At 63.3% G+C, this 21690-nt stretch carries 23 protein-coding genes; 11 read left to right on the forward strand and 12 right to left on the reverse strand.

Annotation, left to right across the window (positions count from 1 at the left end; translation table 11 throughout):
- The first annotated feature begins 4 nt into the window (after positions 1-4).
- Together NKJ76_RS15005 and NKJ76_RS15010 are read left to right on the forward strand one after the other, a co-directional pair.
- Positions 5-1303 (forward strand): BtaA family protein, encoded by a 1299-nt coding sequence (locus NKJ76_RS15005; protein WP_031244262.1) that lies wholly within the window; start codon positions 5-7, stop codon positions 1301-1303.
- Positions 1300-2064, forward strand: a complete 765-nt coding sequence (locus NKJ76_RS15010) for a class I SAM-dependent methyltransferase (RefSeq protein WP_023753066.1) — start codon at positions 1300-1302, stop codon at positions 2062-2064. The genes NKJ76_RS15005 and NKJ76_RS15010 overlap by 4 nt, the downstream gene beginning before the upstream one ends.
- Before the next feature lie 6 nt (positions 2065-2070).
- Here the strand turns inward: NKJ76_RS15010 and NKJ76_RS15015 are convergent, their stop codons facing one another.
- On the reverse strand, positions 2071-3450 hold the full coding sequence (locus NKJ76_RS15015) for a serine hydrolase domain-containing protein (protein WP_352537760.1): 1380 nt from the start codon (positions 3448-3450) through the stop codon (positions 2071-2073).
- Between the two features lie 283 nt (positions 3451-3733).
- Here NKJ76_RS15015 and NKJ76_RS15020 point away from each other — a divergent pair, with 283 nt between their 5' ends.
- The gene (locus NKJ76_RS15020; RefSeq protein ID WP_502902306.1) at positions 3734-4531 is read left to right on the forward strand and encodes a glycoside hydrolase family 25 protein; all 798 of its coding nucleotides are present in this window, start codon (positions 3734-3736) and stop codon (positions 4529-4531) included.
- 32 nt (positions 4532-4563) lie between these two features.
- Positions 4564-5793 carry a lytic murein transglycosylase gene (locus tag NKJ76_RS15025; protein WP_502902307.1) on the forward strand — a complete coding sequence of 410 codons (1230 nt, stop codon included), beginning with the start codon at positions 4564-4566 and terminating at the stop codon, positions 5791-5793.
- A gap of 214 nt (positions 5794-6007) precedes the next feature.
- Here NKJ76_RS15025 and NKJ76_RS15030 read toward each other — a convergent pair whose 3' ends face one another.
- On the reverse strand, positions 6008-7228 hold the full coding sequence (locus NKJ76_RS15030; protein ID WP_023668250.1) for an alanine racemase: 1221 nt from the start codon (positions 7226-7228) through the stop codon (positions 6008-6010).
- Positions 7229-7438: 210 nt separating this feature from the next.
- Between NKJ76_RS15030 and NKJ76_RS15035 the strand changes: the two genes are divergently transcribed.
- Positions 7439-8356: a DMT family transporter gene (locus NKJ76_RS15035; RefSeq protein WP_023699616.1), complete on the forward strand. Its 918-nt coding sequence runs from the start codon at positions 7439-7441 to the stop codon at positions 8354-8356.
- A 449-nt stretch (positions 8357-8805) separates the two neighbouring features.
- On the opposite strand, the gene metF is transcribed toward NKJ76_RS15035, so the two are convergent.
- Together metF and NKJ76_RS15045 are read right to left on the reverse strand one after the other, a co-directional pair.
- Positions 8806-9723, reverse strand: coding sequence for a methylenetetrahydrofolate reductase [NAD(P)H] (gene metF / locus NKJ76_RS15040; RefSeq protein WP_023668248.1), 918 nt, complete (start codon positions 9721-9723; stop codon positions 8806-8808).
- The gene (locus NKJ76_RS15045) at positions 9723-10745 is read right to left on the reverse strand and encodes an ArsR/SmtB family transcription factor (protein ID WP_352463550.1); all 1023 of its coding nucleotides are present in this window, start codon (positions 10743-10745) and stop codon (positions 9723-9725) included. Before NKJ76_RS15045 ends, metF begins: the two co-directional genes overlap by 1 nt.
- A 167-nt stretch (positions 10746-10912) precedes the next feature.
- Between NKJ76_RS15045 and tsaA the strand changes: the two genes are divergently transcribed.
- Together tsaA and NKJ76_RS15055 are read left to right on the forward strand one after the other, a co-directional pair.
- Positions 10913-11419 (forward strand): tRNA (N6-threonylcarbamoyladenosine(37)-N6)-methyltransferase TrmO, encoded by a 507-nt coding sequence (gene tsaA, locus NKJ76_RS15050; protein WP_352463551.1) that lies wholly within the window; start codon positions 10913-10915, stop codon positions 11417-11419.
- Positions 11416-11730, forward strand: a complete 315-nt coding sequence (locus tag NKJ76_RS15055; protein WP_023668245.1) for a DUF2293 domain-containing protein — start codon at positions 11416-11418, stop codon at positions 11728-11730. The genes tsaA and NKJ76_RS15055 overlap by 4 nt, the downstream gene beginning before the upstream one ends.
- A gap of 6 nt (positions 11731-11736) precedes the next feature.
- Here the strand turns inward: NKJ76_RS15055 and NKJ76_RS15060 are convergent, their stop codons facing one another.
- Positions 11737-12243, reverse strand: coding sequence for a hypothetical protein (locus NKJ76_RS15060; RefSeq protein ID WP_023733083.1), 507 nt, complete (start codon positions 12241-12243; stop codon positions 11737-11739).
- 152 nt (positions 12244-12395) lie between these two features.
- On the opposite strand from NKJ76_RS15060, the gene NKJ76_RS15065 reads away from it, so the two are divergent.
- A complete protein-coding gene (locus NKJ76_RS15065) occupies positions 12396-13358 on the forward strand; it encodes a D-amino acid aminotransferase (RefSeq protein WP_352463552.1) in 963 nt (320 codons plus the stop codon).
- Positions 13359-13502: 144 nt separating this feature from the next.
- Positions 13503-14345 (forward strand): SDR family oxidoreductase, encoded by an 843-nt coding sequence (locus NKJ76_RS15070; protein ID WP_023705567.1) that lies wholly within the window; start codon positions 13503-13505, stop codon positions 14343-14345.
- Between the two features lie 59 nt (positions 14346-14404).
- Here NKJ76_RS15070 and NKJ76_RS15075 read toward each other — a convergent pair whose 3' ends face one another.
- Positions 14405-15022 (reverse strand): MOSC domain-containing protein, encoded by a 618-nt coding sequence (locus NKJ76_RS15075; RefSeq protein ID WP_352537761.1) that lies wholly within the window; start codon positions 15020-15022, stop codon positions 14405-14407.
- A gap of 69 nt (positions 15023-15091) precedes the next feature.
- Between NKJ76_RS15075 and NKJ76_RS15080 the strand changes: the two genes are divergently transcribed.
- Complete coding sequence (locus tag NKJ76_RS15080; protein WP_023688011.1) at positions 15092-15241, forward strand: hypothetical protein; 150 nt, start codon at positions 15092-15094, stop codon at positions 15239-15241.
- On the opposite strand, the gene NKJ76_RS15085 is transcribed toward NKJ76_RS15080, so the two are convergent.
- The 5 genes from NKJ76_RS15085 to ettA all read right to left on the reverse strand — a co-directional run bounded on the left by NKJ76_RS15085 (position 15242) and on the right by ettA (position 19503).
- The gene (locus NKJ76_RS15085; RefSeq protein ID WP_023690850.1) at positions 15242-16363 is read right to left on the reverse strand and encodes a beta-ketoacyl-ACP synthase III; all 1122 of its coding nucleotides are present in this window, start codon (positions 16361-16363) and stop codon (positions 15242-15244) included. It lies immediately after the preceding gene.
- A gap of 131 nt (positions 16364-16494) precedes the next feature.
- Positions 16495-17283, reverse strand: coding sequence for a trans-aconitate 2-methyltransferase (gene tam / locus NKJ76_RS15090; RefSeq protein WP_023830782.1), 789 nt, complete (start codon positions 17281-17283; stop codon positions 16495-16497).
- Positions 17280-17546, reverse strand: coding sequence for a type II toxin-antitoxin system RelE family toxin (locus tag NKJ76_RS15095; protein WP_023668237.1), 267 nt, complete (start codon positions 17544-17546; stop codon positions 17280-17282). Before NKJ76_RS15095 ends, tam begins: the two co-directional genes overlap by 4 nt.
- Positions 17543-17791: a DUF6290 family protein gene (locus tag NKJ76_RS15100; RefSeq protein ID WP_023668236.1), complete on the reverse strand. Its 249-nt coding sequence runs from the start codon at positions 17789-17791 to the stop codon at positions 17543-17545. Before NKJ76_RS15100 ends, NKJ76_RS15095 begins: the two co-directional genes overlap by 4 nt.
- Positions 17792-17853: 62 nt before the next feature.
- On the reverse strand, positions 17854-19503 hold the full coding sequence (gene ettA, locus NKJ76_RS15105; protein ID WP_023725379.1) for an energy-dependent translational throttle protein EttA: 1650 nt from the start codon (positions 19501-19503) through the stop codon (positions 17854-17856).
- A 235-nt stretch (positions 19504-19738) separates the two neighbouring features.
- Between ettA and NKJ76_RS15110 the strand changes: the two genes are divergently transcribed.
- Positions 19739-21025, forward strand: a complete 1287-nt coding sequence (locus tag NKJ76_RS15110) for a GGDEF domain-containing protein (protein ID WP_352537762.1) — start codon at positions 19739-19741, stop codon at positions 21023-21025.
- Between the two features lie 5 nt (positions 21026-21030).
- Here NKJ76_RS15110 and NKJ76_RS15115 read toward each other — a convergent pair whose 3' ends face one another.
- Complete coding sequence (locus NKJ76_RS15115) at positions 21031-21645, reverse strand: hypothetical protein (protein ID WP_352537763.1); 615 nt, start codon at positions 21643-21645, stop codon at positions 21031-21033.
- Between the last annotated feature and the right edge of the window lie 45 nt (positions 21646-21690).

Consider the following 21690-nt stretch of genomic DNA (forward strand, 5'->3'; position numbering starts at 1 on the left):
TGTCATGCCCCTGAGTTACCCGCTTGCGGCAAAGCAAATGGGGAATCACTTTGCCATGACGGACGTCTCCTCGGATCTCGTTTTTCGCCGCGGCAAGGAAGTTGGAAAAGCCGTCTACCAGAACCGCCCGCTTTCGCAGGCCGGCCTTTCCGAACGACTGTTTGCGCTGCTGTTTTCCGGCCTTGTCTATCCGCAGATCTGGGAAGACCCTGAAGTCGACATGGAGGCCATGCAGCTTGGCCAGGGCCACCGCCTCGTCACCATAGCGTCGGGCGGCTGCAACATCCTCGCCTACCTCACCCGCTCGCCTGAACGCGTCGATGCGGTCGACCTCAACGCCGCCCACATCGCCTTGAACCGGATGAAGCTGGAGGCGGTGCGGCATCTGCCCTCGCAGGGCGATCTGTTCCGTTTCTTCGGCGCCGCCGACACCAACCACAATTCGCAAGCCTATGATCGCTTCATCGCGCCGCATCTCGACCCGGTCAGCCGCCACTATTGGGAGCGTCGCAGCTGGCGCGGCCGCCGGCGCATCACCGTCTTCGACCGCAATTTCTACCAGACCGGCCTGCTCGGCCTGTTCATCGCCATGGGCCACCGCATCGCCAAATTCTTCGGCGTCGATCCCGCCGGTCTCATGGCGTCGAAGAGCCTCGCCGACCAGCGCCGCTTCTTCACCGAAGAGCTGGCGCCGGTCTTCGACAAGAAGCTGTTGCGCTGGGCTACCTCGCGCAAGGCTTCGCTGTTCGGCCTCGGCATTCCGCCGGCGCAGTACGATTCGCTGATCACCTCGGGCGATGGTTCGATGGCCAGCGTGCTGAAGGCCCGGCTGGAAAAGCTCGCTTGCGATTTTCCGCTGAAGAACAACTACTTCGCTTGGCAAGCCTTCGCCCGTCGCTATCCCAATCCGGGTGAGGCCGCCCTGCCCGCCTATCTAGAAGAGGCCAACTACAAGGCGATCCGCAACAATGTCGATCGCGTCGGCATCCACCACGCCAATCTGATCGAATTTCTGGCCGGCAAGGACGCAGGCACCGTCGACCGTTTCGTCCTGCTCGACGCGCAGGACTGGATGACGAACGACCAGCTCAATGCCCTTTGGTCGGAGATCACCCGCACCGCCTCGGTCGGCGCCCGAGTCATCTTCCGTACCGCCGCCGAGCCCAGCCTGCTGCCGGGCCGCGTCTCGATCTCGCTGCTCGACCAGTGGACCTACGAGGACGAGGCCTCGCGCGACTGTTTGGCCCGCGACCGCTCGGCCATCTATGGCGGCTTCCACCTCTATGTGAAGCGCGCGGCGTGAGCGCGAGCGAGCTGCCGGCCGACCATGCCGAACTGATGGACGGCGTCTATCGCTGGCAACGCCATATCTACGACCTGACCCGCAAATACTATCTGCTTGGCCGCGACCAGATGATATCCGGGCTGGATGTGCCGGCGAATGGCAGAGTGCTCGAACTTGGCTGCGGCACCGGCCGCAACATCGCGCTTGCCGCCCGCCGCTATCCCGACGCCCGCCTCTACGGGCTCGACATCTCGGCCGAGATGCTGGAGACGGCGAGCAAGGCGATCGGCCGCGACGGCCTGTCCGGCCGCGCCGTGCTGGCGCGCGGCGACGCCACCGATTTCGACGCCAAGACGCTGTTCGGCGTCGAGCGCTTCGACCGCATCTTCGTGTCCTATTCGCTGTCGATGATCCCCGGTTGGGAAAAGACGGTTTCGGCAGCCCTTGCGGCACTCGCGCCCGGCGGCTCGCTGCATGTCGTCGATTTCGGCCAGCAGGAAGGCTTGCCCAACTGGTTCCGGACATTGCTGCGCGGCTGGCTCAAGAAATTCCATGTCACGCCACGTGAATCATTGCGCGAAGTCTTGGAATCGGAATCTCGGCGAACCGGCGCAAGCTTCTGTTTCCGCGCGCTTTATCGCGGCTATGCCTGGCTGGCGGTCGTCAAGATCGCGCACTCTTACCTCCCCCTCGATGGGGGAGGTCGCGCCGAAGGCGCCGGTGGCCAGGCACCCCGCCCCGGCGCTACGCGCCGACCCTCCCCATCAAGGGGAGGGTAAAGGGAGCTAGCGCAGTGCCTTCATCAGCGCGCCGACCATCACCTGCGGCCGGTAGCCGAGCTTGGCCGGCGTCAACCCCAGCCGCACCACCACCAGTTGCTCCGACGGGATGATGGCGACCGTCTGGCCGTCATGGCCCTCCATCCAGTAGGTATCGTTGGGCAGGCCGGCGGCGACGCCGGCGCCGGGATTTCCTTCGTCCCCCGGGGCTTCGATCCAAAGTTGCCCCTTGCCGTAGACTTTCGAGGCCGGTGCCGGTTCGCGCATCCAGTCGACGAAACCGGCCGGCAGGATCTGGTTGCCGTTCCAGACGCCGCCCTGCAGCAGGAATTGGCCGAACCGCGCCCAGTCATGCCCCGTGGCATAGAGGTAGGATGAGCCGACAAAGGTACCCTCCTCGTCGGTTTCGAGCACCGCGCTTTGCATGCCGAGCGGCCCGAACAGCGCTGCCCTTGGCCACATCAGCGCCTTGTCCTTGTCGCCGATAGCATCCTGCCACAGCCGCGACAGCATCACCGCCGTGCCGCTCGAATAGGAAAAGACCTTGCCGACGTCGCCGGTCAGCGGCTTGGCCTCGGCGAAGCCCGCCATATCCGGTTCGAGGTAGAGCATGCGCGTCACATCGGCAACGTCGCCATAATCCTCGTTGAACTCGAGTCCGCTCGACATCGCCATCATATCGGCAAGGCTGATGGCGGCGCGGCCGTCCGCCTTCCATGAGCCGAACAGGCCCTGATTGGTCACCGCCATCTTGCCGTCCTTGACCAGCGTGCCGACGAGCGCGGCGTTGACTGTCTTGGTCATAGACCAGCCGAGCAGCGGCGTTTTCGCCGAAAAGCCGCCGCCATAACGCTCCGCAACAATGCGGCCATTTTTGACCACCACCACGGCGCGCATGCCGATGCCGGTCATCGCCGCACCGTCGAGGATCTTGTTGATTTCGGGATTTTGCGAGGCATCGACTCGATCTCCCTCGGGCCACAGATCGCCCTTGGTGGCCGCCGACGCCTCGGCAGGGATTGACGTGCGCCGTGCCTTGCGGACGTCGCCATCGGGAACCGAGGCGCAACCCAGGCCGGCGCGCGCAACGGCAACGCTCTTGCCGAGGAAGCCAAGCAGCCCGGCCGAGACGGTCCCCCTGTTCTTGTCGACCGACACCTTCATCAACCTGAGCAGCGGATGGCCGGGCGCCTGCACGTCGATGGCCAGCACCTCATTGGGATCACGGCCGGCGATAAAAACATTCGAGCAGACAATCTTGGCGGAATAGCCGGAACCGACGCGGATCAGGTCGGGCGGCGCGACGTAGAGCCAGGCAAACAGGGCGGCAACCGCCAGAACGATCAGGCCGAGCAGCCATTTGATGATCTTCACGGCGATCCGCATCTTTCCGCCCCTGCTTTTCCGCTGCCCGTGGCTTGCGGCCCGATTTATGTCATCGATTTGCCGCCATTGCTTCCGCAAAATCGGTGTTCTTGTCGAGCGCCGTCAACCTGTTATCAACCATGATCGGCGATCACTGGTGCATGTCGCCCAAAAGTGCTCAGCGGTTTTGGAACAACGACATGCACGAAAATAACGTATCAGGCGATGCTGTGGGGCGATCGCCTGAGGGGCACCTGCAACGACAACCCAACAGCGACCGGCTGATTCCGGCTCGGGAAATGCGATGCGCCGTTTCGCGGCCCTCATCACGTTGACGCTGCTGGCCGCCTGCTCGACCGCCGGCGATCTCGTGCCCTCGATGTCGCCATCCAGCAGCCCGACGGTTACCGTGCGCGCACCGCGTTTCGAAGATTCCAAGCCGCATGAATGGGATAGCGGCGCGCCTTGGAACTATGCCGTTCACGGCACCGACGTCTCCAAATACCAGACCTCGGTCGACTGGCCGACGGCCAAGGCCAGCGGCATCTCCTTCGCCTTCATCAAGGCGACCGAGGGCGGCGACCGTTTCGACGAGTATTTCAACGAGCATTGGTCGCGCACCAAGGCCAATGGCATTCCGCGCGCGGCCTACCATTTCTTCTATTTCTGCACGCCTGCCGCCACCCAGGCGCGCTGGTTCATCCAGAACGTGCCCGTCGACCGCTCGGCCATGCCGCCGGTGCTCGACATGGAGTGGAACCCGCAATCGCCGACCTGCCGGCTGCGCCCGGATTCGGCGACGGTGCGGGCCGAAATGACCACCTTTCTCGAGATGATCGAGCGGCACTATGGCAAGAAGCCGATCATCTACACCTCGGTCGACTTCTTCGACGATAACGACCTTTCGACGTTCCGCGACTATCCCTACTGGCTGCGCTCGGTGGCCGGCCACCCCCGCCAAAAGTACGGCAGCCACCCTTTCACCTTCTGGCAATACACCGGAACCGGTATCGTTCCCGGCATGACCGGCAAGTCCGATATCAACGTCTTCAACGGCACTGAGGCAGCCTGGAAAAAGTGGCTGCGGCAGAACACCCGTTGACACCGGCTCTGCCGCCTGCTTTTCGACGTCCCATGCGCACCTACCTGCAACCACTGCGATATCCACGCCGGAAACAGTCGAGGAGCCGATTGCGCTCCGGGCTGCTCGCGGGCCTGCTGCTCGGCGCTACGGCGATGCCGGCGGGGGCGCAGGAATGCGGCGGCGACTTCGAAGCCTGGAAGCAAGGCGTGGCGGCGGAAGCCAAGGCGGCCGGTGTCGGCGCTGTCGGCCTTGACGCACTGGAAGCCGCCACCGTCGACGACAAGGTGCTGGCGCGTGACCGCGCCCAGGGCGTCTTCGCCCAGACCTTCATCCAGTTCTCCAACCGCATGATCTCGGCCTACCGGCTGAAGCAGGGCGCGGCCAATCTGAAGAAATACGCCGAAATCTTTGCGCGCGCCGACCAGCAGTTCGGTGTCCAGGCGCCGATCATCACCGCCTTCTGGGGGCTGGAGACCGATTTCGGCGCCGTACAGGGCGATTTCCACACGCTGAGCGCATTGGTGACGCTGTCGCATGACTGCCGCCGGCCGCAGCTGTTTCGGCCGCAACTGGTGCCGCTGTTGACGCTGATCGATCGCGCCGTCGTTCCGGCCGACGTCACCGGCGCCTGGGCCGGCGAGATCGGCCAGACGCAGATCCTGCCTTCCGACTATCTCGCGCGCGGCGTCGACGGCGATGGCGACGGCATCGTCGATCTCAGGCGCAGTGTGCCCGACGTGATCATGACCACGGCCAACAAGGTGCTGTCGCGCGGCTGGAAACGCGACCAGCCCTGGATCGAGGAAGTGCGCGTGCCCGAGGACATGCCTTGGGAGCAGACCGGCCGCACCAACAAGCTGCCGCTGTCGCAATGGGCCGCCTGGGGCGTCACCAATCCCGATGGCACGCCGCTGATCGACAATGGCCTGAAGGCCGGCCTGGCGCTGCCGATGGGCCGCAAAGGTCCGGCCTTCCTCGCCTACGACAATTTCGACGTCTATCTCGAATGGAACCAGTCCTTCACCTACGCGCTGACCGCCGCCAACTTCGCCAGCCGGCTGGCCGGGGCAAAGCAGTTCGACCCGCGCAATCCCGAAACCGGGCTCAATGGCGACCAGATGAAGGAATTGCAGACCAAGCTCGAAGCCAGGGGCTATGACGTCGGCACCGTCGACGGCATTCTGGGCACCAACACCCGCGAAGCCATCCGCAAGGAACAGATGCGGCTCGGCATGCCGGTCGACGGCTGGCCAACGCCGGAGCTGTTGGGGAAACTGTAGCGCTCCTTGCCTTCTCCCCTTGTGGGGTGAGCAGCCGGTTTCGCGGAGCGAATTCATCGGCATGAAGGCTGGCGAACGCCGGGACGCTGCGAAGCAGCGGGGACCCGGCAGGTGGATCGGCCACCACCCCGGCCCTTCGCATAGCTCAGGGCGTCGAAGGCTCGAAAAGCCAAGCAATTGGCTTTTCGTCCGCTGAAGCGGAGAAGGAAGAAACCTAATCCGCCATCGTCTCCAAACTCGCGAATCCCTGCGGCGCATCGCCTTCATCGAAGGGTGTCGTCACCTCGACGAAGGTATCGGGATAAAAGCCGTTGAAGCGGGTTCTTAGCGACAGCGAATAGGCGCCGATATGGCCGATCTCGATCCAGTCGCCGGTGTCGACGGTTTCCGGCAGCCAGAACGGCCGGGATAGAATGTCGACGGAATCGCAAGTCGCGCCGCAGACCTTGAACGGCACGATGTTCTTTTCCTCGCCATTGCGCGAGCGGATGGCCGGATCGGGGATGAAGCGCGCCGGCAGGGTGATCTTGCCGGTCCATGAATCCGACAGCGAAGCCCAGATGCCGTCATTGATGTAGAGCCGCTTGCCCTTGCGCAGCAGCACGCGCACGATCAGCGACAGGCAGCGCGCCACGATCACCCGGCCGGGCTCGGCCACCAACGGGATCTGGTCGAACTGGTATTCCCTGAGGTCGCCCGACAGCCGCGACATGATCTGGCCGAGCGACGGCATCTCGATCTGCTTGCGATTGGGGTCATGGCCGTACTCGGCGGGAAAGCCGCCGCCGACATCGAGCCCCGCAATGTCGAAGGTCAGCCGGTTGCGCACCCAATCGGCGGAGGCCAGCGCCCGTTCATAGGTGTCGGGATCCTCGATCTGGCTGCCGACATGGAAGCATAGGCCGACCTTGTAGCCGGTGCGGTTGAGCCGCTCGGCGAGTTCCACCGCATAGGCCGGCCCGGCGCCGAATTTCTTCGACAGTTCATAGGCCGCCGAACCCTTGGTCTGGATTCGCACGAACACGCTGATGGAGCCCGGATCGATGTCAAGCGCCCGCACCACCCGCGTCAGCTTGGTGATCTCGTCCTCATGGTCGAGCGAAATGACGCGGATGGCGTATTTTTCGAGCGCAAGCTTGATGTCCGACTGCGCCTTGACCGGATGCATGTAGAGCATCTCGGCGTCGGGTGAGACGGCGCGCACTGCGGCGAACTCGCCGGGCGAGGCCACATCGAAGGCGGTGACGCCGGCTTCGACCAGCGCCTTCAGCACGATCTGCTCGCCATTGGTCTTGACTGCGTAGGCTGTCTTGCCGGGAAACATGCCCATGAACTGTTTGGCATCCGCCTTCAGCACCTGCGGGCGAAAGCAGTAGACCGGATCGTCCGGCCGAAGCGCCAGCGCCGCCTCGCGGGCATTCTCGAATCGCTGCATGGACGAATCCCCTGACTTCTCGGCTGCGCACAATTAATCCAAGCTAGCGGCCAAAGAAAACAATTCTGTGTCTGGCGGGCACTGACCCAGCGGCGCACCCTCTGGCAGCACTGTTGCCAGCAATCAGGTTTCGGGTGGCTCTTGTCGCCGGACCCGATATGCCTTCTGCCTGAGTGGCTGGCATTGATGCCGCGGGGAAGGACGTTCACGATGGCAATAGCCACGACAGCCGTGCAGCGCGGACCGATGACGCTGAGGGACTGGGGACAGCTTCTGCTGCTCGGCGCCATCTGGGGCGGCTCGTTCTTCTTTGCCCGCATCGCCGTTGCCGAAATGCACCCGCTGGTGCTGGTGCTGTTTCGCGTTGCCATTGCGGCCATTGCACTGCAGCTCTATCTCGGCATTCGCGGTCCGTCCTTCCGCCTCGCCTTCCCGCATGCCGGCCTGTTTTTCCTTTTGGCGCTCGCCAACAATGTCGTCCCGTTCTCGCTGATCTTTGCCGGCCAGACCGCGCTTGGCGCCGGCGTCGCCTCGGTGCTCAATGCGACGACGCCGTTCTGGACGCTGATCCTCGCCAACGCGCTGACAGCGGACGAAAAGCTCTCCTGGAACAAGCTTGCCGGCATCGGGCTCGGCATCGCCGGCACCGCTGTCATGATCGGCCCCGGCCTGCTGGCCGGGCTCGGCGGCCCGGTCTGGGCGAAATTCGCGCTGATCGGCGCCTCGCTGTCATACGCCGTCGCGCTGATGATTGCCCGCCGCTTCAAGGGCGTGCCCTCGCCGGTCATCGCCACCGGACAATTGACGGCGTCGACCATCATCATGATCCCGGTGGTGCTGCTCACCTATGGCCCGGCCGGCCTGTTCTCGGCCTCGCCGCCGGTCTGGACGGCGGTGCTGGCGCTGGCGCTGCTCTCCACCGCCTTCGCCTACATCCTCTATTTCAACCTCGTCGCCTCGGCCGGCGCCACCAACGCCTCGCTGGTCACGCTCATCGTCCCGGCCAGCGCCATCCTGCTCGGCCTCCTGTTCCTCGGCGAGCGGCTCGCTCTGTTCGAGTTCTGCGGCATGGCACTGATCGCGCTTGGCCTGTTGACGATCGACGGGCGGTTGTTTGGTCGGCGCTAATGCCTGTCGACCAAAAGTGCGCAGCGGTTTTGGGACAACGACGCGCTTTAGGTCTGGTAGCGCTGCCATGCCTCGCTTTCGCCACGGCCGCGCCACAATTTATTCACAGGCTGCCAGCGGCTTTTGCCGAAGAGTTTCAACGCTTAACGACAGGTGGCAGGTCGCAAATTCCACAATCGCGTCGCATTGCAGCATATTTTCCGCTTGCCTGTGGCACAAATGCCCCTAGACTCCACCCATAGCTCTTGAAGAGGAGACTATGACATGGGACTTACGAGGCCAATCAACGCATTGATGATCTGTGCTGCATTTGCCTTCATTGGCGCCCTTATCATAGGTGTTCTTCCGTAACCACCGGAGCGGAAGAACAGCAGCAATAGCCCACAAATTCGAAAGGCCGGGTGTTTCGCCCGGCCTTTTGCATTTCAGATTTCATACCACGATGAAGCTCAGGCGGCGGCGGATCCAGCTGCCTCTGTTTCGTGGGAGCGGATGCCGATCATATGGCAGATGGCAAACACCAGGTCGGCCCGGTTCATGGTGTAGAAATGGAAGTCGCTGACGCCGCGCTCGACGAGATCGAGCACCTGCTCGGCCGCCACGGCAGACGCCACGAGCGCATGCGTCTGCGGATCGTTGTGCAGCCCTTCGAAACGCTCGGCCAGCCATGCCGGCACCAGCGCGCCGCAGCGCGCCGAGAAATTGGCGACCTGGGTGAAATTGTGCACCGGCAGGATGCCAGGCACGATCGGGATGTAGATGCCGGCACGGCGCGCCTTCTCGACATAACGCTCGTAGAGATCGTTGTCGAAGAAGAACTGGGTGATCGCCCGCGTCGCGCCATTGTCGGCCTTGCGCTTCAGCATGTCGAAGTCGGTGGCAAAGTCCGGACTTTCCGGATGCTTTTCGGGATAGGCCGAGACCGAGATGTCGAAATCGCCGGCGTCCTTCAGCGCTCCGACAAGTTCGGCGCCATTGGCATAGCCATCGGGATGCGGCCGGTAGGCGGTGCCGACGCCGGCCGCCGGATCGCCACGCAAGGCGACGAAGCGCTTCACGCCCATATCGGCGAATTCGCGGACGACGGCGTCGACCTCATGGCGGGCAGCGTCGACGCAGGTCATGTGCGCCGCCGGCGTCAGCGTCGTCTCGTTCAGGATGCGCTTGACCGTGCGGGCCGTGCGCTCACGCGTCGAACCGCCGGCGCCATAGGTCACCGAGACGAATCTCGGCCTCAGCGGCTCCAGCCTGGTGACGGTGTCCCAGAGCCTGGCTTCCATCTCATCGGTCTTCGGCGGGAAGAACTCGAAGGAGACGCGGACCTTGTCGCCAATGTCGGGACGGCGGGAAAAGCGGAACTGGTTCATCAGGCGATTTCCCCCATAGGGTACGCTTTGGTGGGTTGGGTATCATTGGAAGGCTCGGCCATCAGCATGCGGCGGTCCCGGCCGAGCCACAGCTTGACGGTCAGCCTGGCTTCGTTGCCGCCGCGCGGCTCGAATTCCTGGGCATCCTCGAGATCGAGCCCGGCCTCGGCAAACCATTCGGAGATCTGCCGGTCGGAAAAGCCCAGCCTGACATGCGCGTGCTGGTCGCGCAGGAACTCCAGCGCATGCGGCGCGAAGTCGACGATCACCAGCCGGCCCGCCGGGCGCAGCAGCCGCGCCGCCTCGCGAATGGCGCGTGCCGGATCGTCCAGATAGTGCAGCACCTGATGGATGGTGACGAGGTCGAAGGCGTCGCGCTCGACCGGCGGCGCGAAAATGTCGCCTTGGCGGACCTGCGCATTGGCGATGCCTGCCTTGTCGAGATTGGCCCGCGCCACCGTCAGCATTTCGCGCGACATGTCGATGCCGACGCCGCGCCGGTAGAGCGGCGAAAATATCTCCAGCAGCCGCCCGGTACCGGTGCCGAGGTCTAGCATCGACTGGAATGGCCGCTTGCCGACCAGCTTGAGGAGTGCGGCTTCCACGGCGCGGTCCGGCACATGCAGCGAGCGGATGTGATCCCAGCTGGCGGCGTTCTCGGAGAAATACTCGGCGGCACGGTCCTGCCGCTTGCGCTTGACCGATGCCAACCGCTCGAGATCGCGCTCGACCTGCGGATCGGCGCCATGAATGCCGGAGACCAGCCGCAGCACGAAGTCGCGCGCGGAATCCGTATCCGACAGCCGGAAGAAGGCCCAGGAGCCCTCCTGGTAGCGGCCGATCAACCCGGCCTCCAGCAGCAGCTTCAAATGCCGCGACACCCGCGGTTGCGACTGGCTGAGGATCTCGGTGAGGTCGGACACGGTGAGATCGCCGCGCGACAGCAGCGCCAGGATGCGGAGCCGGCTCGATTCGGCCGCAGCCTTCAACGTATCAACCATCGTATCGAGCGAAACATGCATCGGCGCGTTCTCGTTGAAAAAGATATAAACATATGTTTATGTCAGCTTTGACGACATGGCAAGGCCTATGTCGCTTCCTGACAAGAAAATGCCGCACACATGATCCCCGCCTGAGAGAACCGCTTTTCCCTGACGATCGGCTGGAAACTTGTGCTAGGGCGAAAGCCATGTTCGAGAAGCGCGACGGCGAAAAGCTCCTGCAGACTGACCCGGCTGACATGCCGGCGGATGGCCATATCGTGTTCATCGGCCGCATCGCCTCGCCATGGACATCCAGGCAAACCTGCCCAAAGAACATGCGCGCGGCGCGCGAGGCCGGACAGGCGACCACGGTTCTCATCGACCCTGCCTATCGCGACGGCCTGCTTGCGCTGGAGCGGGCCAGCCACATCGTCATCCTGTCCTGGCTGCATCACGCGCCGCGGGCACTGATTGTCCAGAGACCCCGCCATGCGGCTGAGCCGAAAGGCGTTTTCTCGCTGCGCTCCCCTGCCCGGCCGAACCCAGTCGGGCTGCATATCGCCAGGCTGATCGCCGTCGACATCGACCACGGCCGCATCGCCATCGACGCCATCGATGTGCTCGACGGCACCCCGGTGATCGACATCAAGCCCTATTTCGCCTCGACCGACGCCTTTCCCGAGGCGACCATTGCCGGGCGTGACGAAAAATGAGCGCGCCCACCGGCCGCCGCCGCGCCATCGCCAAGGCGCTGACCGCACTGCTGCCCCTGGCGCCCTATGCCGATATGGAGAAAATCCGCACCGAGGCCGGCGCCGTGCACATGAAGACGCTGCCGCCGGGCATCGCGGTCTGGCTGGCGACGATCGCCCATATCAGGCACGGCCATACCGACTATGAAAAGCTGCTGGCCGAGGGCTATGACCGCGACTCGGCGCGGTTCTTCGTCATCGAGCAAACAAACATGGTGCTGACCCGTTGGCGCGCCACGCGCCTGCTCGATGCAGAGGACGAAGAGGAATAATTTCAGCTACCGTCGCTTCAATACGGCAACCGCATTGTAGGGCTGGCCGTCCGCCTGCCCAACCCAGGTCCAGGACAGGTTCCCTTTGAAGAACCGGACGGTGATGCCGCCACCGTCGATGCACTTGTCCTGGCCGTAGCTGATGCTTTCCCGGTATTCCGCCGAACTGTCGTCGCGAGAAATCTGGGTCAACGGTCCGCCGCAGCCGAGCGACGGATAGTCGATCGACGCGGCGCCATCGCCGATGGTCATGGCGATCGCCCAATCGGCGCCGGCAGCCCCGGCCGGACTTTGATGGCCGCTGCCGGTCCAGATCCCGTTGAGCCCCGTCGCGTTGACCACGCAAGGCACGTTCTGAAAGATCGGCGTCAGTTCGCTGCCCGTCTTCTCGCAACGATAGGTCTGGCCGTTCTGGCACAGCGCCTCGCCCTCGCGAGCGCATTGCGCGAAGGCATCGCCAGTGACGAAGACGACGAAAATTGCAAAGCTGATGGTCCGAAAAGATTTGCCCATTTTGCCCCTCCCGGCCGGATATTTTCAAGCCGGACCATAGGGCATATCGAATGTGCTACCTAGGACAAACAGCGATGGTTGGGTGGCCCTATGCCGCCTGCAGGGGACCACTAGCTTGACTCTGCCGCATCAAGCCGAAGGGACCAATCGCCATGAACCGAAGCGCAGCAGCCGGTAGCATCGTGCCATTGCCGGCTTTGTCGGATCGCCATATCGATCCGCATTCCTATCCCGACGGCGTCGCCTTTCTCGATGGTCAGTATCTGCCGATGTCGCAAGCCAAAATCTCGGTGCTGGATTGGGGCTTTCTGCATTCCGACGCCACCTACGACACCGTGCATGTCTGGGACGGGAGCTTCTTCCGACTCGACCTGCATCTCGACCGCTTCTTCGCCGGCTTGCAAAAACTGCGCATGACGATCCCGTCCGACCGCGATGGCGTGGCCGAGATTCTGCACAATTGCGTGGCGCTGTCGGGCCATCGCGCCGCCTATGTCGAAATGCTGTGCACGCGCGGCGCCTCGCCGACCTTCAGCCGCGATCCGCGCCAGGCGGTCAACCGCTTCATGGCCTTCGCAGTTCCCTTCGGCTCGGTCGCCAATGCCGAGCAGTTGCGGCGCGGCCTGCATGTCGCCATTAGCGACAAGGTGCGCATTCCGCCGGTCTCGATCGATCCGGCGATCAAGAACTACCACTGGCTCGACCTCGTGCGCGGCCTCTACGACGCTTATGATCGTGGGGCCGAAACCGCATTGATTCTCGACTTCAACGGCAATGTCGCCGAAGGCCCCGGCTTCAACGTGTTCTGCGTCAAGGACGGCAGGCTGTCGACGCCCGCTGTCGGCGTGCTGCCCGGCATCACCAGGCGCACCGTCTTCGACCTCTGCGCCGAGGCAGCGCTTCCCACCACGGCCGTCGACGTCAGCGTTGCCGCGCTGAAGGCTGCCGACGAAGTCTTCATCACTTCCACCGCCGGCGGCATCATGCCGGTGACAGTGATCGACGGCGCTGCTGTCGCCGACGGCAAGATAGGCGGGATCACAAAGCGCTTGATGGCGCTCTACTGGCAAAAGCATGACGACCCGGCCTGGTCGAGCCCGGTGCGCTATCCCTGACCGGCGAAGGTCCTGCTCCACACGATGTCGTGACCAAAAAGATTCCCCCTCGCCTCTGGAAATTCGCTCGACGCACCGTATATCGCGGAAGCGGAGAAGCCTCCGCTTCCAGTTCACGGCCCGCATGGGCAAGGATTCCACGTCATGACAAGCAAGGTTTGGTTCATCACCGGATCGTCGAAAGGCTTTGGCCGAGTCTGGGCCGAGGCCGCACTCGCTCGCGGCGACCGTGTCGCCGCAACCGCGCGCGATGCCGGCACGCTCGCCGACCTCGTCGCGAAATACGGCGATAATGTCGCCGCGATCAAGCTCGACGTCACCGACAAGAAGGCTGTCGATGCGGCCATCGCCGAGGCGCACAAGCGCTTTGGCCGGCTCGACGTCGTCATCAACAATGCCGGCTATGGCCATTTCGGCGCCATCGAGGAAGTCAGCGAACAGGAAGCCCGCGACCAGATCGAAACGAATGTGTTCGGCGCGCTCTGGGTCACCCAGGCGGCTTTGCCGATCATGCGGGCGCAGGGCTCCGGCCACATCATCCAGATCTCGTCGATCGGCGGCGTCAACGCCTTTGCGTCGCTCGGCCTTTACCATGCCTCGAAATGGGCGCTCGAAGCCTTCAGCCAGTCGCTCAGCATCGAGGTCGCCGAATTCGGCATCCATGTGACGCTTGTCGAACCGGGAGGCTTCTCCACCGATTGGTCCGGCGCCTCGGCCAAGGTCTCCAAAGCGATCGAGGCTTACGCGCCGGCCCGCGCCAAGATGGCGGAACGCCGCGCCAACTCGGTCGCCGGGGACCCCGATGCCACCGGACCGGCGATGCTTGAAATCGTCGACGCGGCCGAGCCGCCGCTGCGCGTCTTCTTCGGCGATGGCGGCCTGCCGATGATCAAGCAGGAATACGCCAACCGCATCGCGCTGTGGGAAAAGTGGGACTACGTTTCCGTCGAGGCGCAGGGCGCCAAGAAGAACCGCAAGGCGGCCTGAGCGCGTCTTGAAATCCGGCTGCGTCGCCCCGGCGGCGCAGCCCTTGCCCTAGCCCGGTGCTAGGATCGATAAATCCACTGCTCGGGCACGCGCACCGAGATCTCTTCCCCTGTTGTCATACGACCCGGTTTCTCGACCCAGGCAACGAGGCCGCGCAGCCGTTTCGCCGCCTTCGGGAAGGCCAGCGCGCCGGCCTCCGGATCGGCCATCCCGGCGTTTTCGGCAATCGAACGTCCGGCAAGCCGGCAAGGTCCGTTCTGCGCATCGACCTTGATCGTCACGCCACCTCTGAAGAACAGCAGCGTGCCTGACGGCAGCATCGAGAGATGCGGCACGCCTTCGATCAGCAGATTGGCGCCGATCCATTCCGGCTTGATCTCGGCCAGCCCCATCCGCTCGGCAACGACGCCGAGTTCATTCGCTGCTACGATTGATATCTGCCGCTCGTTGCGGATTTCGGTGCCGCGCGGATACCAGGGTTCGCGACCGCCGGAACGACGGGTGGCGCCGGCGTGGAAGTCGCCGTCGATGCCTTCGAAACCGAGCTGCAATGCTTCCACCGGGCGCGTCTGGAACTGATTCGAAGGTGCGACGTACAAAGCGGCCACTTTGGCGGACAGCTTCCTGGCGGGGATGATGTCGACCGGCTTCTCAGACTCCGGGAAGAGGTCCAGCATGGCTTCGTTCCTTCTGCAGGATGACGTCGCAAATAGCCGTAGCCGTGGGCTCGGGTCCAGTCGAAAGCGATGATGATTCGATCAAACCGGCTGATAGCGTCCATCGGCATCGTCATGAAGGCAAGGCTGGAGGAACGCTTTCTGCGCGGAGAACTCGGCAACGCCTATGACGACTATGCCCGCAGCGTACCGATGCTGGTGCCGTTCATGCCGGCCTGATTACAGCATCCGCAAAAGCGCGCCGCCGATCGAATAGCCGGCGCCGAAGGCGCACAGCACGCCGAAATCGCCGGGCTTCATGTCGGCGTGGTTTTCCGACAGCGCGATGATGGCGCCAGCGCCGGCGGTGTTGCCGAGCCGCTCCAGCACCATCGGCGCGCGGTCATGGTCGACCTCGTGGCCGAAGGCCAGTTTCAGGATCATGGCGTTCATTCGCGCATTGGCCTGATGCAGCCAGAATCGCCTGATGGCTTGCGGCGTCAGCCCGTGCTCGGCGAGGAATTCGACAATGAATTTGTGGCCGGCGACGGTGACTTCCTTGAACACCTTGTTGCCGACCTGTTTGATCAGATTGCCTTCGAGGTTGATCATGTAAGGATCGTCCTGGGCGGTGCGGGTGTGATAGCCCAGATTGGTGCGGATATTGTTCGACATCTGGGTCCAGGTGCGCGTGTCCAGCACCTCGAAACGCCCCGGCCGCCTCTCGCCCTCGCCCAGCCCCTCGACCACCATCGCCACCGATGCATCGCCGAAGATGAAATGCGTCTGCCGGTCGCGGAAATTGAGATGGCCGGTGATGATCTCCGGCGTGACCACCAGCACGCGCTTGTGCGCGCCCGCCCGGACCAGATTGGCCGCAATGTGCAAGGCGGCCGCGGCCGATGAACAACCAAGCCCCATGTCGAAGCCGGCGCCCTTGGTGCCCAGCGCCTCCTGCATTTCGATGGCGATCGCCGGATAGGGCCGCTGCTGGTGCGAGGCCGAGCAGATCACCAGGTCGATGTCGGAGGCTTTCAGCCCGGCATGGTCGAGCGCCTTCCGGGCCGCGGCCACGCCGAATTCGGCCTGCAGCGACAGTGCATCGTCCGGTCGCGCCGGGATGCGCGGCGCCATGCGAGTCGGATCGAGAATGCCTTCGCGCTCGATCACATGCCGGGTCTGGACGCCCGAGGCATGGACGATGAAGGCGCTGTCGGATTTCTGCAGCAGCGTCTCATCCGTGCCTTGCCGGCGCGCATTCTCGGTGTCGACCCAGGCATTGAAACTGGCGACCAGTTCTTCATTGGTGATCTTGGCTTCAGGGATTTCAACGCCAATGCCGCTGATGATGACGCGATGCATATCCAGTCCGTCCATGCGCAGGCGTTGTCGTTCTCATGTGAACGACCAGGGGGCGCGACACAACACTTTTCTCACCCCACCGGTTTACGCCGGCTTAAACCACAGGCTGTGGCCGGATGTCATCGGGAGTGCTAGCCGGCCCGCTTGGCGACGATGAAAATGCGCGGGAAGCGCAGCAGCACCTTGCCGTTTGCGGTCTTCGGATAGGCCTTGGCGATCTTGGCCGTGTAGCTGTCGAGGAAGATCTTGCGCTCGTCGGCGTCGAGCGGATCGAGGAAAGGTTTCAGCCCCGTCGACTTCACCCATTCGACGATCGCCTCGGCGTCGGTCAGCGGATGATTGTAGGCTGTATGCCAGATATCCACCCGGTCGGAGAGCGGCGACAAGAGATCATAATAGAACGACACCGCCGGCAGCGGTCCGCGCGCAGCACCTGCCATCTTGGCGGCGAACGGCATTTCGGCGGCCGTCTCGCGCATCACCTGATGCGACGGCTCAAGCAGATTGTCGGGCATCTGGACGGCGAGCGCGCCACCGGGGGCGAGAAAGCCCATCAGCCGCTGGAACACTACCGGGTGGGTGGGCAGCCACTGGAATACCGCGTTGGCGAAGATGACGTTGACCGGCTCGGCCGGTCGCCATGTCGAGACATCGGCGAGGTCGAAATTGACGCTGGGCAGGCGCGCCTTCGCCTTCTCGATCATGTCGGGAGAGGTGTCGAAGCCGCTGATATCAGCATCCGGCCAGCGCTCGACCAGCAGCTCGGTCGAATTACCCGGGCCGCAGCCGATGTCGACCACCCGGCGCGGGAAATCCACCGGCACCTGCGCAACAAGATCGCGCGCGGGCCGCGTCCGCTCATCCTCGAATTTCAGATATTGGGCGGCGGACCAGTCAGGTTTTGCGGCTGTGCTGTTCATCGATAAACCTCACGACGGTTGCCAACCTCCACGACCAGCACGACAAGCCGGCTGTCCTGGAACTGAGTAATGATCCTGTGGTCACCGACACGAAACCGCCAAGCTTCTTCCTTTGTGCCCGTCAGGCGCTTGGCAAGGGCTCTCGGATTGGGATGCGCTGAAACTCTCTGATTCAGGAACTCCAGGATGCGCCGTTGATCTTTCGTCGAAAGCCGTTCGATGTCTTTCTCGGCGCGCGGCGTGAACTCGACACGCCAGGTCATTCAGCGGCAGGCTTCTTGCGACGCTCCTCGGCTTCACGACGTTCGAGCTTCCGGATCACTTCATCCAGCGGAATGCGCACACCGTCATCATCTCTCAGGCGTTCGTCCGCAATTGCGGCGTCGTGCCAATCTTCGATGGCCTCGAGGATCGCTTCGGCTGCAACCTGGTCGGCGGTGCGACCGCTGGCCTTGGCCATTTCGGCCAGCAGTTTCTCGGCTTTTTGCGGCAGTTTGACTGTGATCATGGACGACTCCATCCGATCAATTTAGGTCAAACGCACACCGCCTGCAACGGATCGCCGCAGCCCTACCGCGTCAGCCTCTTGTAGGTCATCCTGTGCGGGTTGACGGCCTCGGGGCCGAGCCGGCGGATCTTGTCCTGCTCATAATCCTCGAAATTGCCCTCGAACCATTCGACATGACTGTCACCTTCAAAGGCCAGGATGTGGGTGGCCAGACGGTCGAGGAACATACGATCGTGCGAGATGATGACGGCGCAGCCGCCAAAGTTTTCCAGCGCGTCTTCGAGCGCCGCCAGCGTTTCCGTGTCAAGGTCGTTGGTCGGTTCGTCGAGCAGCAGCACATTGCCGCCGGTCTTCAGCATCTTTGCCAAATGCACGCGGTTGCGCTGGCCGCCGGAGAGGTTGCCGACCTTCTGCTGCTGGTCGCCGCCACGGAAGTTGAACGATGCGCAATAGGCGCGGGTGTTGGCTTCGAACTTGCCGAGCTTGACCACTTCGGCGCCGCCCGAGATTTCTTCCCAGACGGTCTTTGACGGATCGAGCGCATCGCGGCTCTGATCGACATAGCCGAGCTTCACCGTTTCGCCGATGCGGACAGAGCCGGCATCCGGCGTTTCCTGGCCGGTGATCATGCGGAACAGCGTCGTCTTGCCGGCGCCGTTCGGGCCGATGACGCCGACGATGCCGCCTGGCGGCAGCTTGAATTCCAGGCCTTCGATCAACAGCGTGTCGCCAAAGCCCTTCGACAGGCCTTCCGCCTCGATCACCACATTGCCGAGCCGCTCGCCATGCGGAATGACGATCTGCGTATCGCTCGGACGCCGCTTGTCGGCTGCATCGAGCAGCTCCTGGAACGCCTGGATACGCGCCTTGGACTTGGTCTGGCGAGCTTTCGGGCTGGACTGGATCCACTCGCGTTCGCGACCGATGGCACGCTGGCGGGCGTCGTCCTCGCGGCCTTCCTGCTTGAGGCGCTTGGCCTTGGCTTCGAGGTATTTGGTGTAGTTGCCCTCATAGGGAATGCCGCGGCCGCGATCGAGCTCGAGGATCCATCCCGTGACATTGTCGAGGAAGTAGCGATCGTGGGTGATGATCATCACGGCGCCCGGATAGGCGCGCAGATGCTTTTCGAGCCACGCCGTGGTTTCGGCGTCGAGATGGTTGGTCGGTTCGTCGAGCAGCAAGAGGTCGGGCTGACGCAGCAGCAGCTGGCAGAGCGCGACGCGGCGGCGCTCACCGCCCGAAAGCTTGGTGACTTCGGAATCCTTGGGCGGGCAGCCCAGCGCTTCCATCGCCATCTCGACCTGCTGTTCGAGATCCCACAAATTGAGCCGGTCCATCTCGTCCTGGAGCTTGGCCGACTCATCGGCCGTCTCGTCGGAGTAGTTCATCATCAATTCGTTGTAGCGCTCGATGATGGCGGTCTTGGCGGCGACACCTTCCATGATGTTCTCGAACACCGTCTTGTTGGCATCGAGCGCCGGCTCCTGCGCGAGATAGCCGACGGTGGCGCCTTCGGCGAGCCAAGCTTCGCCGTTCCACTCCTTGTCGAGCCCGGCCATGATCTTGAGGATCGTCGACTTGCCCGAGCCGTTGGGGCCGAGGATGCCGATCTTGGCGTCGGGATAGAAGGAGAGATGGACATTCTCAAGCACCTTCTTGGTGCCATAGGCCTTGTTGAGGCCGGCCATGTGATAGATGAACTGGCGTGCCACGCGCGCTTTCCTTGATGATTGACCGAAAATGTCGGATTGAATGGAGGTTGGCCGCTATGTAGGCGATGCCGGGCCGAACGGCAATCGCTTTTGCCATTTCAAGCCGGGTGTACACCGCACGTTATGTTTTCCGCCGGTTGTGGGGAGCGTTGAAATCCCCGGTTAACCCTTCAGCGTCAAAACAGGATCGATCGCTGGCCTGTCGCGATCGAAAGTAGAGATCGGACCGAAGGTAGTGCTGAACAGTTTCCTGCTCCTTGCCGAAGCGGTCGTCTACTTCAGCGTCATGGTCACGCTGTTCCGCTTCAGGGATCGCATCGGCCTCGGCGTCTTCGTCTGCGCGCTCGGCGCCATGCATTTCCTCGAAACCTATCTCGCCAGCGTCTTCTATGTCGCCCTGCCCTTCGGCATGGTCTCGCCAGGCTCGGCGGTGCTGTTTTCCGGCAAGCTGGTGATGCTGCTTCTGCTCTACATGAAGGAAGATGCGGCCACGGTGCGCCAGCCGATCTATGGCCTTTTGCTCGGCAACGCCTTGATGATCGGGCTGGTCCTGATCCTGCGCCTGCACGATATTTCAGCCCTTTCCGACGGCAAGCTTCCCGATATCGGTTTCATCGACCAGTTGGGCTGGCTCATGGTGTGGGGCACGACGCTGCTCTTCATCGACGCCATCCTGATCATCCTGCTCTACGAAAAGCTCGGGCGTTATCTGCGCAAGGCGCCGTTCTCCCGCATCCTGATTTGCGTCGCCTGCGTGCTCACCTTCGACCAGGCCGGATTTTTCACCGCCCTGCATTTCGTCGCAGGCGCACCCATTGCGGTCTTCTTCGGTGGCTGGTTGGCCAAGATGGGTGCCGCTTTTGCCTACAGCGCCATGCTTGTCGCCTACCTCAGGTGGTTCGAAACGCGTCAGGTCGTGGCACCCCGCGGGCTGTCCGACGTCTTCGACACCTTGACCTATCGCGAGCGCTACGAAGCCCTGGTCGAACATGTCGGCCGCGACGGCCTCACCGGCCTCTTGCACAGGGGACGCTTTGACAGCGACGGCGAACGTCTGGTCGCCGTCAGCCTGCGCACGGCCCAGCCGCTCAGCCTGCTGATCGTCGACGTCGATCATTTCAAGTCGATCAACGATCGCTTCGGCCATGCCGAGGGCGACAGGGTGCTGAGATCGATCGCCCAGGTGCTGACCCAGGCGGCCGGCGCGCACGATCAGGTTTTCAGGATCGGCGGCGAGGAGTTCGCCATCCTTTGCTCGCAGCCGCATGCGGTCGCCAGGTTGCTCGGCGAAAACATTCGCCAGGCCGTCAAGGCGTGCGCAAACCGCTTCGACATCAGCGTCAGCGCCGGCATCGCCACTGTCGACGGGACCGTAGGCTCGCTTGCCGATCTCTTCGCCCTTGCCGACGAGCGTCTCTATAAGGCCAAGTCCACCGGGCGCGACCGCGTCATCGGAGAACCGAGGGACGATGCCGAAGACCTCAGCACGCGGACAGTGTCCACGCGCGGCGTCAGCGGATAAGGCTGTCAGCTCCGCTTGCGTTGATGCAACGCGCCGACCGCAACTGAAACGGCTATCAGCGCGATGGCCAGCCATTTCAGCGTGGTGATGATCGGACTGGCGTCGATGTCATAAGCGATGAACAACAGAATGCCGGGCACCAGCAGGCCGCACATGACCAGCATGATGCGGTTGATCTGCCAAGACACTTTTGCTGCCAGCGCTTCGTCACCGGCTTCGCCGACAAGACCGGCGCGCATCTCCCGGGAGATGGCCAACGCGCTCGACAGGCGCATGGAGATCGGCAAGCCGAGCCCGATTATGAGGAAGGCACACGCCGCCAGCAGAGCCGAGAATTTGAGCGCGCTGGTCTCGGCCGGCACCGGAAACAAAAGTGTCGCCAGCGGCAGGAAGACACAGACGATGCCGAGCGCGGCAATGGCGATGAAGATCGCGGCATTGACCCAAGTGAACAGCTGGTAGCGGCCTGCCCCGATCGGCGCGGCAAGCACGCGCATGCGCGCCCACTCGGCATCGGTATAGGAAAAGCCCGGCCATTCCATGCGGCCGTCTTTTATGGCTGTCATTCCCCTGGCCCAGAAAGCCAGCCGCGCCAGCCCGCCTGATGTCATGCCACTCATCGCCACCCCCGCCGAATGAAACACATCCAGACCATATCACCGCGT

The organism is Mesorhizobium sp. M0029, assembly GCF_040323735.1.
GTDB lineage: Bacteria > Pseudomonadota > Alphaproteobacteria > Rhizobiales > Rhizobiaceae > Mesorhizobium.

Excerpts from the sequence above, each read along its gene's own strand:
- NKJ76_RS15025 (WP_502902307.1), top strand. The coding sequence starts at position 4,564 with ATGCGCACCTACCTGCAACCACTGCGATATCCACGCCGGAAACAGTCG.
- NKJ76_RS15095 (WP_023668237.1), bottom strand. The coding sequence starts at position 17,546 with ATGACCTGGCGTGTCGAGTTCACGCCGCGCGCCGAGAAAGACATCGAA.
- NKJ76_RS15020 (WP_502902306.1), top strand. The coding sequence starts at position 3,734 with ATGCGCCGTTTCGCGGCCCTCATCACGTTGACGCTGCTGGCCGCCTGC.
- metF (WP_023668248.1), bottom strand. The coding sequence starts at position 9,723 with ATGAACCAGTTCCGCTTTTCCCGCCGTCCCGACATTGGCGACAAGGTC.
- NKJ76_RS15005 (WP_031244262.1), top strand. The coding sequence starts at position 5 with ATGCCCCTGAGTTACCCGCTTGCGGCAAAGCAAATGGGGAATCACTTT.
- NKJ76_RS15060 (WP_023733083.1), bottom strand. The coding sequence starts at position 12,243 with ATGGGCAAATCTTTTCGGACCATCAGCTTTGCAATTTTCGTCGTCTTC.
- NKJ76_RS15055 (WP_023668245.1), top strand. The coding sequence starts at position 11,416 with ATGAGCGCGCCCACCGGCCGCCGCCGCGCCATCGCCAAGGCGCTGACC.
- NKJ76_RS15080 (WP_023688011.1), top strand. The coding sequence starts at position 15,092 with ATGATGATTCGATCAAACCGGCTGATAGCGTCCATCGGCATCGTCATG.
- NKJ76_RS15065 (WP_352463552.1), top strand. The coding sequence starts at position 12,396 with ATGAACCGAAGCGCAGCAGCCGGTAGCATCGTGCCATTGCCGGCTTTG.
- NKJ76_RS15100 (WP_023668236.1), bottom strand. The coding sequence starts at position 17,791 with ATGATCACAGTCAAACTGCCGCAAAAAGCCGAGAAACTGCTGGCCGAA.
- NKJ76_RS15045 (WP_352463550.1), bottom strand. The coding sequence starts at position 10,745 with ATGCATGTTTCGCTCGATACGATGGTTGATACGTTGAAGGCTGCGGCC.
- tam (WP_023830782.1), bottom strand. The coding sequence starts at position 17,283 with ATGAACAGCACAGCCGCAAAACCTGACTGGTCCGCCGCCCAATATCTG.
- NKJ76_RS15030 (WP_023668250.1), bottom strand. The coding sequence starts at position 7,228 with ATGCAGCGATTCGAGAATGCCCGCGAGGCGGCGCTGGCGCTTCGGCCG.
- NKJ76_RS15085 (WP_023690850.1), bottom strand. The coding sequence starts at position 16,363 with ATGCATCGCGTCATCATCAGCGGCATTGGCGTTGAAATCCCTGAAGCC.
- NKJ76_RS15075 (WP_352537761.1), bottom strand. The coding sequence starts at position 15,022 with ATGCTGGACCTCTTCCCGGAGTCTGAGAAGCCGGTCGACATCATCCCC.
- NKJ76_RS15015 (WP_352537760.1), bottom strand. The coding sequence starts at position 3,450 with ATGCGGATCGCCGTGAAGATCATCAAATGGCTGCTCGGCCTGATCGTT.
- NKJ76_RS15115 (WP_352537763.1), bottom strand. The coding sequence starts at position 21,645 with ATGAGTGGCATGACATCAGGCGGGCTGGCGCGGCTGGCTTTCTGGGCC.
- tsaA (WP_352463551.1), top strand. The coding sequence starts at position 10,913 with ATGTTCGAGAAGCGCGACGGCGAAAAGCTCCTGCAGACTGACCCGGCT.
- NKJ76_RS15070 (WP_023705567.1), top strand. The coding sequence starts at position 13,503 with ATGACAAGCAAGGTTTGGTTCATCACCGGATCGTCGAAAGGCTTTGGC.
- NKJ76_RS15035 (WP_023699616.1), top strand. The coding sequence starts at position 7,439 with ATGGCAATAGCCACGACAGCCGTGCAGCGCGGACCGATGACGCTGAGG.